At 47.6% G+C, this 17,279-nt stretch carries 12 protein-coding genes; 9 read left to right on the top strand and 3 right to left on the bottom strand.

Annotation, left to right across the window (positions count from 1 at the left end):
* Positions 1-15: 15 nt before the first annotated feature.
* The 5 genes from aspS to ICL07_RS26345 all read left to right on the top strand — a co-directional run bounded on the left by aspS (position 16) and on the right by ICL07_RS26345 (position 6,801).
* Positions 16-1,776: an aspartate--tRNA ligase gene (gene aspS, locus ICL07_RS26325; RefSeq protein ID WP_188091042.1), complete on the top strand. Its 1,761-nt coding sequence runs from the start codon at positions 16-18 to the stop codon at positions 1,774-1,776.
* A gap of 267 nt (positions 1,777-2,043) precedes the next feature.
* Positions 2,044-2,631 carry a glucosaminidase domain-containing protein gene (locus ICL07_RS26330; protein ID WP_188091043.1) on the top strand — a complete coding sequence of 196 codons (588 nt, stop codon included), beginning with the start codon at positions 2,044-2,046 and terminating at the stop codon, positions 2,629-2,631.
* 22 nt (positions 2,632-2,653) lie between these two features.
* A complete protein-coding gene (locus tag ICL07_RS26335) occupies positions 2,654-4,078 on the top strand; it encodes an SGNH/GDSL hydrolase family protein (protein WP_223152107.1) in 1,425 nt (474 codons plus the stop codon).
* Complete coding sequence (locus tag ICL07_RS26340; RefSeq protein WP_188091045.1) at positions 4,050-5,330, top strand: GDSL-type esterase/lipase family protein; 1,281 nt, start codon at positions 4,050-4,052, stop codon at positions 5,328-5,330. The genes ICL07_RS26335 and ICL07_RS26340 overlap by 29 nt, the downstream gene beginning before the upstream one ends.
* Complete coding sequence (locus tag ICL07_RS26345) at positions 5,317-6,801, top strand: MBOAT family O-acyltransferase (protein WP_188091046.1); 1,485 nt, start codon at positions 5,317-5,319, stop codon at positions 6,799-6,801. The genes ICL07_RS26340 and ICL07_RS26345 overlap by 14 nt, the downstream gene beginning before the upstream one ends.
* Positions 6,802-6,874: 73 nt before the next feature.
* Here the strand turns inward: ICL07_RS26345 and ICL07_RS26350 are convergent, their stop codons facing one another.
* On the bottom strand, positions 6,875-7,783 hold the full coding sequence (locus tag ICL07_RS26350; protein WP_188091047.1) for a helix-turn-helix transcriptional regulator: 909 nt from the start codon (positions 7,781-7,783) through the stop codon (positions 6,875-6,877).
* A gap of 171 nt (positions 7,784-7,954) precedes the next feature.
* Between ICL07_RS26350 and ICL07_RS26355 the strand changes: the two genes are divergently transcribed.
* Entirely contained in the window at positions 7,955-9,280 is a 1,326-nt protein-coding gene (locus ICL07_RS26355) for a porin (RefSeq protein ID WP_223152108.1), read from the top strand.
* 2 nt (positions 9,281-9,282) lie between these two features.
* Here ICL07_RS26355 and ICL07_RS26360 read toward each other — a convergent pair whose 3' ends face one another.
* Positions 9,283-10,401 carry a sensor histidine kinase gene (locus ICL07_RS26360; RefSeq protein WP_246485172.1) on the bottom strand — a complete coding sequence of 373 codons (1,119 nt, stop codon included), beginning with the start codon at positions 10,399-10,401 and terminating at the stop codon, positions 9,283-9,285.
* 102 nt (positions 10,402-10,503) lie between these two features.
* Complete coding sequence (locus tag ICL07_RS26365) at positions 10,504-11,187, bottom strand: response regulator transcription factor (RefSeq protein WP_168807594.1); 684 nt, start codon at positions 11,185-11,187, stop codon at positions 10,504-10,506.
* 267 nt (positions 11,188-11,454) lie between these two features.
* Between ICL07_RS26365 and ICL07_RS26370 the strand changes: the two genes are divergently transcribed.
* The 3 genes from ICL07_RS26370 (at position 11,455) to atpB (ending at position 17,275) form a co-directional block, all read left to right on the top strand.
* Positions 11,455-13,644, top strand: coding sequence for a hypothetical protein (locus ICL07_RS26370; protein WP_188091048.1), 2,190 nt, complete (start codon positions 11,455-11,457; stop codon positions 13,642-13,644).
* A gap of 470 nt (positions 13,645-14,114) precedes the next feature.
* Positions 14,115-15,875: an ABC transporter ATP-binding protein gene (locus ICL07_RS26375; protein WP_188091049.1), complete on the top strand. Its 1,761-nt coding sequence runs from the start codon at positions 14,115-14,117 to the stop codon at positions 15,873-15,875.
* Positions 15,876-16,111: 236 nt separating this feature from the next.
* Positions 16,112-17,275, top strand: a complete 1,164-nt coding sequence (gene atpB, locus ICL07_RS26380) for a F0F1 ATP synthase subunit A (RefSeq protein WP_188091050.1) — start codon at positions 16,112-16,114, stop codon at positions 17,273-17,275.
* Positions 17,276-17,279 lie beyond the last annotated feature (4 nt).

A 17,279-nucleotide genomic window follows, 5' to 3' on the forward strand; every position in this document is an offset into this window, starting at 1 on the left:
ATCAATTTTATACGCATGTATAGGACGCACACTTGCGGGGAGTTAAGGATGGAGCAGGTAGGTCAGGAAGTAACGCTGGCCGGATGGATACAAACAGTCAGAAAATTTGGCAGCATCAATTTCTTTGATCTGCGGGACCGTTATGGTATCACACAGCTGTTATTCAACGAAAGCCTGAATGATAAGCTGGATGCACAACCCCTTGGCCGTGAGTTTGTCGTACAGGTGACTGGCAAGGTGACAGAGCGTACCAGTAAAAACAAAAACATCCCCACCGGCGATATTGAGATCACGGTGACAGATTATAAAATTCTCAATGCGGCGAAAACACCGCCTTTCACCATTTCCGACGACACGGACGGAGGGGATGAACTGCGGATGAAATACCGTTATCTCGATCTCCGCCGTAATGCGGTGAGACAGAACCTTGAACTGCGTTACCAGGTTGGCCGTGCCGCACGTAACTACCTGCATACCAGGAATTTCATTGATATAGAAACACCGTTTCTGATCAACTCTACACCGGAAGGCGCCCGCGACTTCGTAGTACCCAGCCGTATGAACCCTAACCAGTTCTACGGTTTGCCACAATCTCCACAGACATTTAAACAATTGTTAATGGTGAGTGGTTATGACCGGTACTACCAGATCGTAAAATGTTTCCGCGATGAGGATCTGAGGGCCGACCGCCAGCCGGAGTTTACCCAGATCGACTGCGAAATGAGCTTTGTAGAACAGGAAGATGTACTGAATATTTTTGAAGGTATGACCAAATATATCTTCAAAGAGGTCAAAGGCATTGAGCTGGAAGGCGATTTCCCCCGGATGACCTGGGACGACGCCATGGAATATTACGGCAACGATAAGCCGGATATCCGTTTCGACATGAAGCTGGCTAATCTGAACGATATTGTAAAAGAGAAAGGCTTTAAGGTATTTGATGAGGCCGAGTTAGTGGTGGCTATTGCTGCGCCCGGTTGCTCCGAATATACCCGCAAACAAACCGATGAGCTGACAGAATGGGTGAAAAGACCGCAAATCGGTATGAGCGGGCTCATCTATGTTAAATACAACATAGATGGTACCCTGAAGAGCTCGGTTGATAAATTCTTTAATGAAGAACAACTGAAATTGTGGGCGCAAAAATGTCAGGCTAAACCGGGAGATCTGATCCTGGTGCTGGCTGGCAAAGAAGAACGTACCCGCAAGGCCATGAGTGAGTTGCGCCTGGAAATGGGCGAGCGCCTGGGCTTCCGCAATAAAGACGTGTATAAACCGTTGTGGGTGATAGACTTCCCGCTGTTTGAATATGCAGAAGAGGAAAACCGCTGGGTAGCCCGTCACCATCCATTCACCGCACCGAAGCCAGAGCAGATTGCCCTGATGGACGACAGGTCCCAATACGCTAAAATCAAGGCAAACGCATACGATATTGTGTTGAATGGTACTGAAGTAGGAGGTGGCTCTATCCGTATTTTCCAGCGTGATCTGCAGCAGAAAATGTTCGCTGCACTGGGTATGTCACCGGAAGAAGCAGAACGCAAATTTGGCTTCCTGCTGGGAGCTTTTGAATATGGTGCGCCGCCTCATGGTGGTATCGCCTTCGGATTTGATCGCTTGTGCTCGCTTTTAGGCGGTAGTGAGAGTATCCGTGACTTCATCGCGTTCCCGAAAAACAACCACGGCCGCGATGTAATGATGGACGCTCCCGGAGAACTGGATCAGGCCCAATTAGATGAATTAAGGATCAGCCTGGTAAAACAATTACCGGCATAATCTTTGCAATAAAGCGGAGCTTAAACGCGAAAAAATCCCCTTTGGTATGGCGCTTTTGCCGCATCAAAGGGGATTGATGCTAAATATAGGGACAATTTTTTTTAACAAGAAATTAACGACGAAGATAAGGCTAGTAGAAGAAAGAACGTATTATTTAATTTTTTAAAGTAATATTGCGGTGTGATGTGTGATCATCGTTGATATGTGAGGTAAGTAATGATGCTGAAAACAAACAACAATCTTTCACCTGTAACAAAGAATACTCCTATGAGAAAGGTAATCACCACCTGCTTCAAACGGTTAGTATGGGTATGTGCGGTGCTTTTATTGCTGATGCTCAGCAATGTTGGGTATGCTCAACAGTCCACGAGTAATTATCTGAAGAAATTTAAACCGGTATCTGTAGAACTTATGCAGGAAACCGGCATTCCAGCCAGCGTTATCCTCGGGGTAGCCATGCTCGAATCCGGCACCGGTACCAGCAGAAATGCTAAATTGCTCAACAACCACTTTGGTATTGTTGGAAAAAACAATCTTTCCAAAACATCTCCTGGTACTAAATCCAGGTACAAACAATATGCTTCCGCAGTAGCGTCTTACGAGCATTTTGTGGATGTTCTCGCCAGAAAAAAATGGTTCAGCCAACTGAAAGGTAACCCCGAATTCGCAGTGTGGCTCAAACATATGAATCACAGCGGCTATTCCTCTGCCGGCCATGAATGGATCAGAAGAGTGACTGCCATTATTAACCGTTACAAACTATATAAACTGGACGAAGGAATGGATAGTGATAGCCTGGCACGGAGCGCTTCCTGGTTAACCGTAGGCTTGCCGCCAACAACCGACGACCAGTGAGTGTGCTAATCGACTCAAAAATATGCCTGGCGAAAATAAGTCTGCCTATCCTTTTTACATTATTGTAGGATCAATGGTGTGTCTGGTGATTATATCCCAGCTCAACTTTAGTTTTTCATTCAGAGATTTTCAATTCCGGAAACTGGACATGCTGTCAGAACTGCGATCGTCCACCCCGGGAAAAGATAAAGATAACGGAACGCTTACTGCTACGAAAGGTGGCAGTAAGCGTTCTCATGCCGACTCTACTGCAGCGGCTGCCGGTAAAACACCGGAAGGAACACCGGTTAACCCGGATGCGGTGTATGACTACATGTCGTACCAGGGTATCCTGAACTATGCCTCCCCGGAATCAGGGGATAGCAACGCCGGCCTCGACCGCTTTGTCAACGCCCTTAAAGAACTCAAAGCCGGTACCCGTAAAAAGGTCCGCATCGCCTACTTCGGCGATTCCATGATCGAAGGCGACCTCATCACCACTGACCTGCGCGATAGCCTGCAAGCCCATTTCGGCGGTGCTGGTGTTGGATTTGTTCCCATCACCTCGGTAGTGGCCAGCTTCCGAACTACCATCACGCACACTTTCTCGCGTGACTGGAAAGATTATCACTATAAAAATTCCCCCCCTTCCAATATTGTACTCGGCCTTTCCGGCCATACCTTCTACCCGGGCGGTAGCAGCTGGATCAAGTACACACCGGTGAAAAAGCCCCGCCTCGATAAGTTCGACGAGATATCCCTGTTGTATGGCCCTGCTGGTTCCACATCAATAGACATCAACGATAAATCATACACTCTTTCCGGCAACGCACCCGTGAACAGGCTGGACCTGCGCCAGGATACCGGCGCGGCTTCTCTTACCATCAAATATGGCGGCAGCCCGGCAGCACCGCTCTACGGCGTTTGTTTTGAAACCGATAACGGCGTGTATGTGGATAACTACTCTTTCCGCGGTATCAGCGGCGTAGAGCTCGGACACCTGTCTGCCGACATGATCCGCCACATGCAACAGGAACGCCCCTACGATCTGGTGGTACTCCACTATGGCGCCAACGTATTGTTCCGTCCGGAACTCACGGACTATAGCTGGTACGAAAGACCCATGAAAAAAGTGGTGGACTCCCTGCGTAAAGACATGCCGGGAACAGCTTTCCTCATCATCGGCACGGCCGACAAATCCTACAGAAAAGGAGATCATTATATTACAGCGCCGGGCGTTGAAGCACTGCTGAAAGTGCAGCACGACCTGGCTACTACCTACGGTACGGCTTACTGGAACCTGTATGCTGCTATGGGCGGTCAGGGCTCTATGGTAAAATGGGTAGAAGGCGATACTGTACTTGCCAACAAAGACTATACACACCTTAACCGACAGGGAGCGGCCAAAGTGGGGGCGCTGCTGTATAAAGCTATCATGAATGATTACAGCCAGGGAGAAAAACACTAGAAAAAGTATCGTAGCAGTGCTGGCACTGCTGTTTACCACCTTAGTCACCTATGCACAACCGCAGGCCAATATGATCCAACAGGATACGGCCCTGTACCGTGCATTTAGTGCGCTGCATCATGCAGACAGTAACGTGGTATCCATACTTCATCTGGGTGACTCCCATGTACAGGCAGGCTCTTATCCTTTTACTACGGCTGCTTTACTACAGCAGCAGTTCGGCTACGCCGGCAGAGGATATGTTTTCCCGTACAACCTGGCCGGTACCAACGGACCGGAAGACTACCGCTGGAACAGTACCGCCCGCTGGACGGCTGAAAGAGTGATTGACCGCTATAAACCACCTGTACTGGGCCCCGGCGCTATCGCCATCCAGACACAGGCGCCGGCGCCAACCCTCTCTTTTACCGGGAAACAGGACGCGGCAATGGATAACAACTTCCGGAAAGTACAGCTGTTCTACGACGCCGCTACTGACAACAACACCATCGTTTGTCCTGATGCGACAGACATAAAAATAACCGGCATGCCATTTCCCGGTACACCTACCATCAAAATGGCTACCCTCGATTTCCTGCAAACGTCCCAGAACTTCCAGGTACGCTGGGAGAATACAGGAAGCCTGCCTTTCCGCTTTTATGGGGCAGTACTGTTCAACGGCCGCAATGGCGTGCTGTATCACAGTGTAGGTATCAATGGCGCCATGTACCAGCATTATAACGATCTTAACAGCATCCTGATCGCACAAATGGCGGTACTGAAGCCCCGGCTGGTGATCATCTCCCTGGGCACCAATGAAGCCTATGGCCGCTTCGACCCGCTGGCTTTCCGCGATGAAATCGATAAAACAGTTACGCTTGTACGCGAACAGCTACCATCGGCCAGCATCCTGCTTACCACACCCCCCGACTGTATGCGGGCCGTGAAAAAAGCAGTCCGTAAAAAAGTCGGCAAGAAAAAATACCACACCTACTATACCACCTCGTATTATCCCAATCCTTACATTGCAATGGTAACGCAACAGATTACAGGATATGCGCGGCAACACGGTATCGCCTGCTGGAATTTTAACGCCGTTAATAGAGCGGAATCCAGCCGGTTTTCAGGTGCATGGGCCCCGGATCATATTCACTTTAATGTAAGAGGATACCAGTTACAGGGACAGTTGCTGTATGAAGCACTGCAACAGTCCTACAGTCAATATTTACAGGTAAAAAAGAAAAACCAAGTCAATTCGGATGATCGACGTTAATAAGCTGCTGTCTCAGCTGTTGTACAACCCATCAGACCCGGTACTGTTTAACAGTGCCTTCTTCTTCTATTTTTTTGCTGTCTTCCTGTTGTGTTACCTCGCGGTAAGCCGCAGCCAGCAAGGCCGGGTGTGGGTGTACACCCTCTTCTCCCTTTACTTCTTTTACAAAGCCTGCGGGTTTTATGTAGGCTTGGTGGTACTATCGGCCATCGTGGACTTTAACCTGTCGCGGTGGATTTATAATACCACCAGTCAGCAGGTTAAAAAATCATTGCTGATATTCAGTATACTGCTGAATATAGGGCTGCTGTTCTATTTTAAGTACACAGACTTCTTTATCGGTATTATCAATGATGTCACCAACGGGCATATCACACCATTGCACCTGTTGCTGCCCATTGGTATCTCGTTCTATACTTTTGAAAACCTGAGTTATACGATCGATGTTTACCGGGGAGAAATTAAGCCGGTAAACCGTTTCATGGATTACCTGTTTTTCCTGTCCTTCTTCCCGAAACTGATGATGGGCCCCATTGTGCGTGCCGCCGATTTTATCCCGCAGATACACCAGCCATACCGGTTGAACGGTGAAGATATTGGTAAAGGCATGGCCCTGATCGTAGGTGGTTTATTTAAGAAGATCGTGATCTCCGACTTTATCTATCAGAATTTTGTACAGTATATTTTTGACGATCCCAGCAAACATACCGGACTGGAGTGCCTGTTGGGCGTATATGGATACGCGTTAGTAATCTATTGCGATTTCTCGGGTTATTCGGATATGGCCATTGGTATTGCCCGGTGGACCGGCTTCAAAATTCCACCGAACTTCGATTCGCCTTACCAGAGTGCTTCTATTACAGAGTTCTGGCGCCGCTGGCACATTTCCCTGTCCAGTTGGTTGCGCGATTACCTGTATATCCCGTTGGGCGGTAACCGTAAGGGTAAGGTGCGTCAATATGTGAACCTGGCGCTGACTATGCTGATCGGTGGTTTCTGGCATGGCGCCAGCTGGAATTTCATCTTCTGGGGTGGCCTGCATGGTACTGCCCTGGCTATTGACAAGGTGCGCATTGATCGCCAGAAAAAAAGGAAAACGGTGGTCACCGGCTGGCAGGCTAACCTGCTGAAAGTTGGCGGTATACTGCTCACTTTCCACTTTGTATGTTTCTGCTGGATATTCTTTAAAGCAGCTACCTTCCATGATGCGTGGTCGCTCATACACCAGATTGCGTACGACTTCCAGCCGAATATTTTTATGGAACTGTATGCAGGTTATACTGCCGTGTTCTGGGTAATGATACTGGGTTTTGTGCTGCACTTCCTGCCAGCCAAAGCAGAGCTGAAGATGGCCGGCGTATTGGGCCGCATGCCGGTAATAGGCTGCGTGGTGGTGATGGTGGTGTTTATCTGGCTGCTGGTACAGGTGAAGAGCACCCAACCGATGATTCCGATCTATTTCCAATTTTAATATTTAGTTATTTGATTATTTAAAGGATGCCCAAGCGTTCTTTAAATAATCAAATAACTAAATAACCAAATAGCTAAACGGGAATGTAGATTTCCGATACACTCGGCTCAGGCAGCGAAATAAAGAAGTGGTTGGTCCGCATATAAAAGTGTCCCACCCGGCAATTAGCATTAATGAATTTATACATGGGAAGTCCCGCGTCAGCAAAGCTGAGCGGGACTTTCAGTTTTTTATAGTGACCTTCCTCGATTTCCCTGCCTACCAGGCCATAGGCTTCCTGGTATGCTGTCAGCATCCGGTAATGCGCCATCATATTCGCCGGTGTGTGGGGTAACAGCAGCCCTACATACATCATCATCCGGTCGTAGGTGGTAACGGGCACCACATCCAGCGTGCCGGTAATGATACGGGCATCTTCCATGGCCAGTTCCGGAATAAGATCGCGGAGTTGCCGGGAGTAGCGTGCCATCGATACCACCATGCCTTTTACCGGGTCGTTGCCACTGGGAAGTATTTTGTAGTAAAGTGTACACGCAGGCAGCCGGCAGTCAACCGTGTTTTCCATGTTGAAGTGTTCGGGGAAATCCTGTTGGGAAGCGGTGGCAATCCTGGTTTGTTCCAGGGTGTACAGCTCTGCCGGCATGTATTCCCGGTTACGGAGCCCGGTTGGACTGGTGTTAAACCACCCCCTGATAGCTTTGGAAAATGATTCATTGGAGTATTGGCATTTTTCGCTGATCTCGGTGATAGAAAAGTTGCTATGGCGAAGGTATCCTACGCCTGCCTCCAACCGGGTACGTTTTACATACCGGGCGTATGGCTCACCCATCAGCCGGGAAAATTTATGCGAAAAGTTGTCTTTGGAAACGGAGAGCATATCTGCTACCGTTTGCAGATTGATTTCTCTGAGGGAATTGTTGTGGGCATAGGCAATGGCCAGTTGGACTTTCCATGCCCAGTACTCCTGGGTAACTGTTTTCATAAGTGACATAATCCACCTTCAATTTAGTCCTTTGGACCCGTTTTCTGCCCGGAAGCGCTGCGGATTAACGAGGGATTAACGGGTATCGGGATCAGGCTAAAAAACGGTTTATAGGGCCTTTCTGCAAATATCTCGTTGAAAACCCTACTTTTGCGCAAATTTTTTGCGCAGATGCGACTGTTCAGATCTTTGCTGCTCACGGCAGTATTGTTGAGCTCCTTTACGGCAGTAAAGGCCCAGTTTCTCATGGATATGATTGATACTACCACAGAACTGGGAAAAGGGATGATTTCCATGTACCATAAGTACGATGCACTGCGTTTCAGCGGATATATCCAACCCCAGTACCAGATGGCGCAAGGCAAAGGTATCAGCAGTTATGCCGGCGGCGATTTCCCCAATGCCGTGGACAACCGTTTCACCTTGCGCCGGGGCCGTATCCGGATGGACTATGAGCTTTACAACCACGCAGACATGCCGGTGGTGCAGTTTGCCTTCCAGTTTGACGGTACCGAAAGGGGCGTGTTTATCCGCGATTTCTACGGACGGGTATTTGATACAAAATTCAACCTCTTTTCCCTGGTGGGCGGGATGTTTGCACGGCCTTTCGGGTATGAGGTAAACCTGTCATCGGGCGATCGTGAAACACCGGAGCGTGGACGCATGTCGCAGATACTGATGAAAACAGAGCGTGACCTGGGCGCTATGATATCTTTTGAACCCCGTGGTAAAGACCATCCGCTGCGTTACCTGAAAATTGATGTTGGTTTGTTCAACGGTCAGGGACTTACCGCTACCACGGATTTTGATAGTCATAAAGATCTGATTGCCCGTATTGCCATGAAACCCTACCAGTTTAAGCGCAACAAATGGATATTGTCTGCCGGTGCATCTGTATTGTACGGCGGCATGCAGCAGTTTACCCCTTCCATTTACCGCATGGGTACGGCGAACGGTCAGAAAACATTTGTGCTGGACTCCAACGACCTGAATGTGGGAAAGATTGCACCCCGTCACTATTACGGGGCAGATGTGCAGTTGAAAATTCCGAACGGACCAAAGAAAGGGTATACCCAATTCCGGGTGGAGTATATCCGTGGTTCCCAGACTGCTACCGCGGCTACCACCGAAACACCGGGCGTTATCCCGACAGATGCGCAGGGAAAAAGATTACCGTTATACATCCGGCCTTTTGACGGCGCCTATCTGTATTTCATTCAGCACCTGGGCAACGAGAAACATCAGGTAGTGGTGAAATACGACTGGTATGATCCCAATAGAAACGTAAGCGGGAAAGAGATAGCGCCGGGTACCGGTCTCACGCCGGCGGATATACGCTATAACACGTGGGGCCTGGGATATCTTTACTATGCCAACGAGCACCTGAAATTTATGGTGTATTATGATTGGGTGAAAAATGAAAGCACGAATCTCCCCGGTTACACTTCCGACCTCAAGGACAATGTGCTGACCTGCAGGATGCAATACCGGTTTTAGTCCTACAACATAGACTCCTTACCGGCTTCCATAGTGAAGCCGAAAGTGCTGCCGATTTCCGGTTTACTGCGAACGGTAATAGACTGATCGTGTGCTTCCACGATGTGTTTTACGATAGCGAGGCCCAGACCGGTGCCGCCGATGTCGCGGCTGCGGGCGCGGTCGGTACGGTAGAAACGTTCAAACACGCGGGGCAGATGTTCTTCTGCCATACCAATACCATCGTCTGATATTTCCACCAGTACTCTTTTACCATCCATGTTGTAGATGCTGGCCACGGTGTGACCATCGGGTTTACCGTATTTAATGGAATTGTCTACCAGGTTGATCAGTACCTGGCGGATTTTTTCTTTGTCGGCCAGTACGGGGATGGGTGCTTCACAACCTTTTTTAATATTGAATTTGATGCCTTTGGTATTGGCTTTCAGGGACAGCGTGTCAAACACGTCTTTCACCAGGTCCTGTATCACAAAGGTTTCCGCGTTGATGGTCATTTCACCGCTTTCCAGTTTGGAGATCTCGTCGAGGTCATCGAGGAGGCGGCAAAGACGGTCAATATTTTTAGTCGCGTTTTTCAGGAACATTTTGTTCACCGCAGGATCTTCCAGGGCGCCGTCCAGCAGCGTATGGATATAGCCCTGTACCGCGAAGATGGGCGTTTTCAGCTCATGGGAGAGGTTGAGCAGGAACTCCTTACGGAAGGCTTCGTTGCGACGGAGGTTTTCCAGTTCTTCCCTTTTCTGGCTGGCCCATTTTTCCACATCTTCACTTACTTCTTCAATAGTTTTCAGCGGAAGAATATTTTTCTGGAAAAACTCTTCTCTTTTAGAAGCTTTTGTCTGATAGATAAACTTATAAATGAGTTTGATCTTCCGGTAGATAAAGTTCTGCAGCGTGTAGAGATAGAGATAGTAAGACACCAGGAAGGTGAGAACAAAGGCGGCCAGCGTTACTTGCCAGCTGCCATCTACCAGCATGCTGCCCAGCGCAATAATGGCTGAGAGGATGAGGGCGGTAAATCCCGCGAGCTTCTGCGGGGACAGGTTTTTAGCTTTAAACATACTCCAGAGTGAGTAATTGGTATAATAATGGGAAATTACTGTAAATTTCTTTCTTGCCATAAAAAAGCCATTCGCCGCCCGCCCATAGCATCACGGTTAACAATAGTTCTGGTGCAGGAAATGTGGTTTCCGTTGGTGTTTTATCGGGGAGAGGTCTCCGTATTACATTTCAAATTTATAGCCTACGCCTTTCACGGTGGTGATCAGGTCGATGCCTATTTTCTGCCGGATTTTACGGATATGTACGTCGATGGTACGGTCACCTACAATCACTTCTGTGCCCCATACCTGGTTCAGGATTTCGTTGCGCAGGAATACGCGGCCTGGTTTAGAGGCGAGTAACTGCAGCAGTTCAAATTCCTTTTTAGCGAGAATAATTTCCTGGCCTTTGTAAGTAACCGTGAATTTTTCCCGGTCAATAATGAGGTCGCCCAGTTGCACCGTTGTTTCTTCTGCCTTGTGCAGACGACGGAACAAAGCATTGATACGGCTTACCAGTAATTTAGGTTTGATAGGCTTGGCGATGTAATCATCGGCGCCCATGTTTAAACCATCAATTTCAGATTTTTCATCATTGAGCGCTGTGAGGAATAGCACCATGGTATCTTTGAAGTCAGGAATTTTTCTGAGTTCACGACAGGTGTCGATACCGTTTTTGTTGGGCATCATGATGTCCAACATAATGAGGTCGGGGCGGAATATTTTCGCTTTCTGAATAGCCTCGCTGCCGTCTTTGGCTGTTACGGTCTCGTAACCCGCCGTTTTGAGATTGTAGCTGATGATTTCCAGTATGTCCAGCTCATCATCTACTACCAGTATTTTTCCTGCAACCGCTTGGTCTACCATAAAAATTTGCTTTTAAAAAGACGGCACAAAATTATAAAGCCGGTTCCGTGATTAATGGAAAGTTAACATTATGAAATTGTTAATTCAGTACCATCCGGATTCACATGACATTCCCGCAAAGGTACAGAGAAATCCCTTAGAGGGTGATATGTCCTAATTTTGATATTTATATATTTATGATTTTGATTCATTAAAGGGGACAGGTGTCCAGCTATGATAATTTGGTTGTAAATTTGCTATCTGGTCCGAGTGAAAAGTACATCTACAATGAGAAAAATTCTATTGCTGTTATTGCTCGCTGCTTCTCAAAGCACGTGGGTCCACGCACAAAGCGGTCATATACAGATACCTATCAACAGACAGGGGCTCCATGACAACATCGACAAAGAACAGGCAGCTGCCTCCAAATTCGACGGTAAGGCGGATGATATGGTGAAAGTGTCCGATGATCAAACCATTAACCTGCAGGTGACCAACGCCATCATGAAGGAAGTGGACGACATGCAAATGGAAATAGAACGGGATTCAGCCTTGGATCACCGTCTCAAAGTAAAATACCTCACTGGTCTTTATACTGTTCTCCGGGATTACAACCTGAAAAGAGCCCGTCACCGCATCGAGCCGGAAGAGGCGCCAGCGATGATCACTGCCTATCGTAACATGATGCGGGCCGATATCAAAGGAAAAAGCATTGAACCGTATGTTAAAACCCTTTCCTTTGAAGGGTCTGAACGTATTATAGAAATCTTTCACGATAACCCCGGCTATAAAGCCGCCAGGGGCGAAGTGTTCTCCAAATACGCCTTTAACAACCTGGAAACGGTGATGCCTAAACTGCAGGAATACCTCAACTACCCGGGCACCGATTCCATTATTGCGGCAGTAGCACGTAAATATCCTAACCAGGTATTGACCTACGCTACTTCCTATACGCCCATGGCCAATGTGATCAAAAGAAACCAGGACCCTATCGTGCAACTGATCGTCCGCATCGGACAATCTCCCCAAAGCACCAAGATCCTGCCTTTCATCGATCAGCTGATGGATGGCTCCACCACCGTGGAGAAGCTGGAGAAAATCGTAGATAACGACTACGCCTACTACAAACAGATGGTGAAGTCCATGATCGCGCTGCAGAAAATGAAAGCCGAAGGCCACAATCCTTTCGGGATGAAGGCGATGATGGAAAATATGCAGGCCAAATCACTGCTGTATATCCGCGAAGTGAACGACCTGCACGAAGAATCTGCCCCGGTACGTTTTCGTATCGTGAAGGACTTTACACCGGAAGAACTATACTACCTGATCATCAACGGTCAGGAAGAACTGTATACCTCCAGCTATACCAACCATAACAACGCTGGTTTATACGACCAGATGATGATACGCATGAAACCTCCGCGCGGCGATAGTTTGCTGATGATGGTCAACTTCGACCGCTTTAAGAAATTCATTGCCATGGCTGCCGGTTTCAATACCCTGGACAATTTCCTGAAATCTATGGCGCCGGAAAACTCCAACTACCTGATGCAGAAATATGTGCAGAACCTGGAGAAAACTGAAGACCTGGAAGATGCCGTGGACGTGGCCAACTCCTTTGGCAGTATCCGCGACGAGAAGCTGCTCAACTTCCTCCGGGCAGAGGTGAAAAAGAACCTGGTCTATGTGAAAAAACATAACGACAGAAGAGGTACTGTTATCTACCAATTGCTGAGCAGCCTGTTCGAAACAGAATCCGCCAAAGGGGAGAACGATTCATCCAAAGCCACTGATATTGCTGCTGAACTGTCATTGCCGCCGATCAACTACGTTGGTTTCAACACCCTTCAAAGCGATAGCGGCCGCGTGTATCAGCAGGTGTTTTTCTATGGTGATAAAGACGGACAGGAATCTTTTGCCAGCTTTATGAGCAACTTCCCGTCTGCCGACTGGAAATCCGTGAAAAACAAATACTGGATCACCATCACTTCCCTGAAAGGCAAGCCTACCACCATCTACGCCAATCTGCCGATAGATGAACCCGGCGATAAAGAAGCCATTCAGCGGTTGTCTGAATACCTCGATGAAAACGATATTCACCCGACCATCTTCATTCACCGTGGTCACAGTTATCATATCAATACTACGCTGGACAACCTGCAAAGTTCTGCCAAGATCGTAGTGCTGGGCTCCTGTGGCGGATATCATAACCTGGCCACCGTACTGGAAAAATCACCGGAGGCGCATATCATTTCCTCCAAACAGGTAGGTACCCGTTTTGTGAACGAACCAATTATCCACAGCCTGGAAGATGTGGTACGTTCCGGTAAGAATGTGGACTGGGTAGTGATGTGGGCGCAGCTGGCCAAAAAATTTGCCCCCGATGCCCGTAACAGGGAGCTGTTCAGCGACTATGTGCCACCGCACAAAAACCTGGGTGCTATCTTCATCAAGGCTTACCGCCAGATCATGAAATAATTTAGGGATTTTTTGATTTACGATTTTTTGATTTCGGGGATAGAAGGCGAAGACCAAAGCGGGTAAATGAATCGCTTTGGTCTTCGCTTTTTTATCATCCCCAAAATCAAAAAATCGTAAATCAAAAAATCCCTAAATAGGAATCGCTTTGGTCTTCGCTTTTTTATCATCCCCAAAATCAAAAAATCGTAAATCAAAAAATCCCTGAATAGGAATCGCTTTGGTCTTCGCTTTTTTATCATCCCCAAAATCAAAAAATCGTAAATCAAAAAATCCCTGAATAGGAATCGCTTTGGTCTTCGCTTTTTATCATCCCCAAAATCAAAAAATCGTAAATCAAAAAATCCCTAAATAGGAATCGCTTTGGTCTTCGCTTTTTTATCATCCCCGAAATCAAAAAACCGTAAATCAAGAAATCCCTGAATATTTTGGTAGGTTTGTTATATAGTTTAGCTTAAACCGTAATTCCCTTGGAAAATCTGGCCGTAAAGAAAGTATTTGATTTCAGTTTACTGCGACGCATCTTCACATTCGCGGCGCCTTACAAGCGGGCACTGTACCTGTCTATGATCATGACGGTGATCTTCGCAGTGATCTCTCCGCTGAGGCCCTATCTGATACAGGTTACCGTAGACAAATACATCGCCAACCAGCTCATGCGTATGCTGGTCACCGTCACTATTCTGCAGATCGGCTTATTGCTGGTAGAATCGGTAGTACGGTTTTACTTCTCTTATCTCACCAACTGGCTGGGACAGTCGGTGGTAAAAGATTTGCGGGTAACGGTATACAGGAAGATCGTGCATTTAAACCTGGCGTTTTTTGATAAAACGCCGATCGGAACACTGACAACCCGTACCGTGAATGACATTGAAGCCATCAACGACGTGTTTTCAGAAGGTATTATCTCCATTGTTTCCGATCTGTTGACCATTGTTGCCATTCTGGTGGTGATGTTTATAGAAGACTGGCGTTTGACACTGGTAAGCCTGTCACCTTTCCCGATCCTGATTTTTGCCACGTATGTGTTTAAGGAGAGTGTGAACAAGTCCTTTTACCGGGTACGTAACGCCGTATCGGCGCTCAATGCTTTTGTGCAGGAGCATTTAACCGGTATGGTGGTAGTACAGGCGTTTACCTCGGAAAAGCGGGAATCCGCCCGGTTTAAACAGATCAATAAAGAGCACCGCAAAGCCAATATCGATGCTATTTTCGCTTATTCCGTGTTTTTCCCGGTGGTGGAAATTATCCTGGCTATTTCGCTGGGGTTGATGGTATGGTGGGGTTCCAACAAGGTGCTGAACTATGAAGTGACCCAGGGGGTGATGATTGCGTTTATCATGTACCTGAATATGCTGTTCCGTCCGCTGCGGATGCTGGCCGATAAGTTCAATACCCTGCAGATGGGGATGGTAGCCAGTGAGCGGGTGTTTAAGGTACTGGACAACCAGGATTACATTCCGGACCGGGGCCAGGAGAAGGGAGAGCAGATGAAGGGCGCCATTACCTTTGATCATGTATCCTTTGCTTATGTAGATGACCGGTATGTGTTGAAGGATGTTACTTTCCAGGCCAACCCCGGCGATACGATCGCCATTGTAGGGCATACCGGTTCCGGGAAGACCACCATTATCAGTATCCTGAACCGGTTGTACGAGATCCAGAAGGGTAGTATCAAAATTGACGGTATTGATCTGCCGTCGTATTCGCTGGAGGCGCTGCGTAGCAGGATAGGGGTGGTATTGCAGGATGTGTTCCTGTTTGCCGGATCTATCTACGACAATATTACCCTGCACAACAAGGCTATTAGCCGGGAGCAGGTGGAGGAGGCTTCCAGGTTGATCGGGATACATGATTTTGTGATGCAGTTGCCCGGCGGCTATGATTACCAGGTGATGGAGCGGGGCAGTACCCTGTCTTTAGGGCAGCGGCAGTTAATTTCCTTTGTACGGGCTTTATTGTACAATCCGGCTATCCTGGTGCTGGATGAGGCGACCTCCTCTGTAGACACCGAATCGGAGTATATGATTCAGCAGGCCATTGACAAGCTGATAGCAGACCGGACCGCGGTAATTATTGCCCATCGTTTGTCCACCATCAGTAAAGCGGACAAAATTATCGTGTTGGACAAGGGAGAGATCAGGGAGATGGGTACGCATGAGGAGTTATTGAAGCTGGAAGGCTTTTATTACAAGCTGCACAGTATGCAATTCAATGCCAACAAGGTATAGGTACTGCGGCGGGATTGCAGAGGCCGTCAGGCTGATAATAAATAATAAAAAAATATATATGGCAGATCACTCAGAGATCTGCCTTTTTTATGTTTTTTTCGGGGGATTATAATTCCCTTTGGCGACTATTTAAGCTGCTGATTATCAATATATTTACAATATATCCATCATTTTTTGCATAGTCGCTGAATTTTTGAGTTAAAAACGTTTATCTTTGCGCAAAATTTCAGAAAACGGTGATTTCTTTCAGTAAGTTCAAACACAGAGTGGTAGCACTTGTGATGGTTTTAGGCCTTCACGGTTTTGGTAATTTTTCTTTTGCAGCTCCTGCAGAAGGCGCAGAACATGCAACAGAAGCGCATTCTTCTGAGGCAGCAGCTGCAGAAGAGCCAAAAAAATTTGATGCTAAGGAAGTAATTCTCGGTCACGTTAAAGATGCCTATGACTGGCACTTTTTCAGCATTGGCGACAGCCACTATACTGTGCCGCTGCCGGTTATCATTTATAGCCCTTCACGTGGTCTTTCTGTATTTTCTGCGTCTCATTTCCATCATGGACACGAGGCGTACGATGGTTATCAGATCGCGAACGCCCACTTTTTCCATGAAAAAGGGCTGGATCCGGCTAATTTCAGGGAAGGTTCCGTTATCGCAGTAGATGCGAACGGTATGCCTACAGGGGAGAAGATCTACGATTTTTCCATGACCAAGAATGTTTCTTCCATGCTGATTGCAGCTATTCTGCTGGTGATCATTATGCTGAACGTAGCGAAAGCTTACAAGGTACGTGGTTCCAAAAAGGCGCCTAAAGGTTTCCAGAACCTGATTGAGCCGGTGATTCTCTTCATGCGTGACGAGGTAGCCAAGCCCAACATTCCTGGTAAAAAAGCGGAGAAGTTTACACCGTTTATCCTGACTATATTCTTCTTTATCCTGATCAACAACCTGTTGGGTCTGTTGCCCGGATCTGCGAACGTAACCGGCAACATTGCTGTTACAGCGGCGCTGGCAGTTATCAGCTTCCTGGCTACCATGTTCTCCACCAACAAACATTTCTGGGGTCACATTTTTAACCCTCCGGTACCTTTCGGTGTGAAAATCATCCTGGCTCCGGTAGAGCTGATTGGCGTGATTACCAAGCCTGTGTCACTGGCGATCAGGTTGTTTGCCAACATCCTGGCGGGTCACATTATCATTTTGAGTATTATTTCCCTGGTGTTCATATTTGGATCATTGAGCAAGGCGGCTGGTTATGGCTTCCTGCCGATTACCATTGCCTTCAACATTGTTATGATGATGCTGGAGTTGCTGGTAGCGTTTATCCAGGCGTTCATTTTTGCCAACCTGACAGCGGTATTTATCGGCCAGGCGATGGAAGGTGCGCATGATGACCACCACTAATTAA

The organism is Chitinophaga qingshengii (assembly GCF_014529935.1).
Lineage (GTDB): Bacteria > Bacteroidota > Bacteroidia > Chitinophagales > Chitinophagaceae > Chitinophaga > Chitinophaga qingshengii.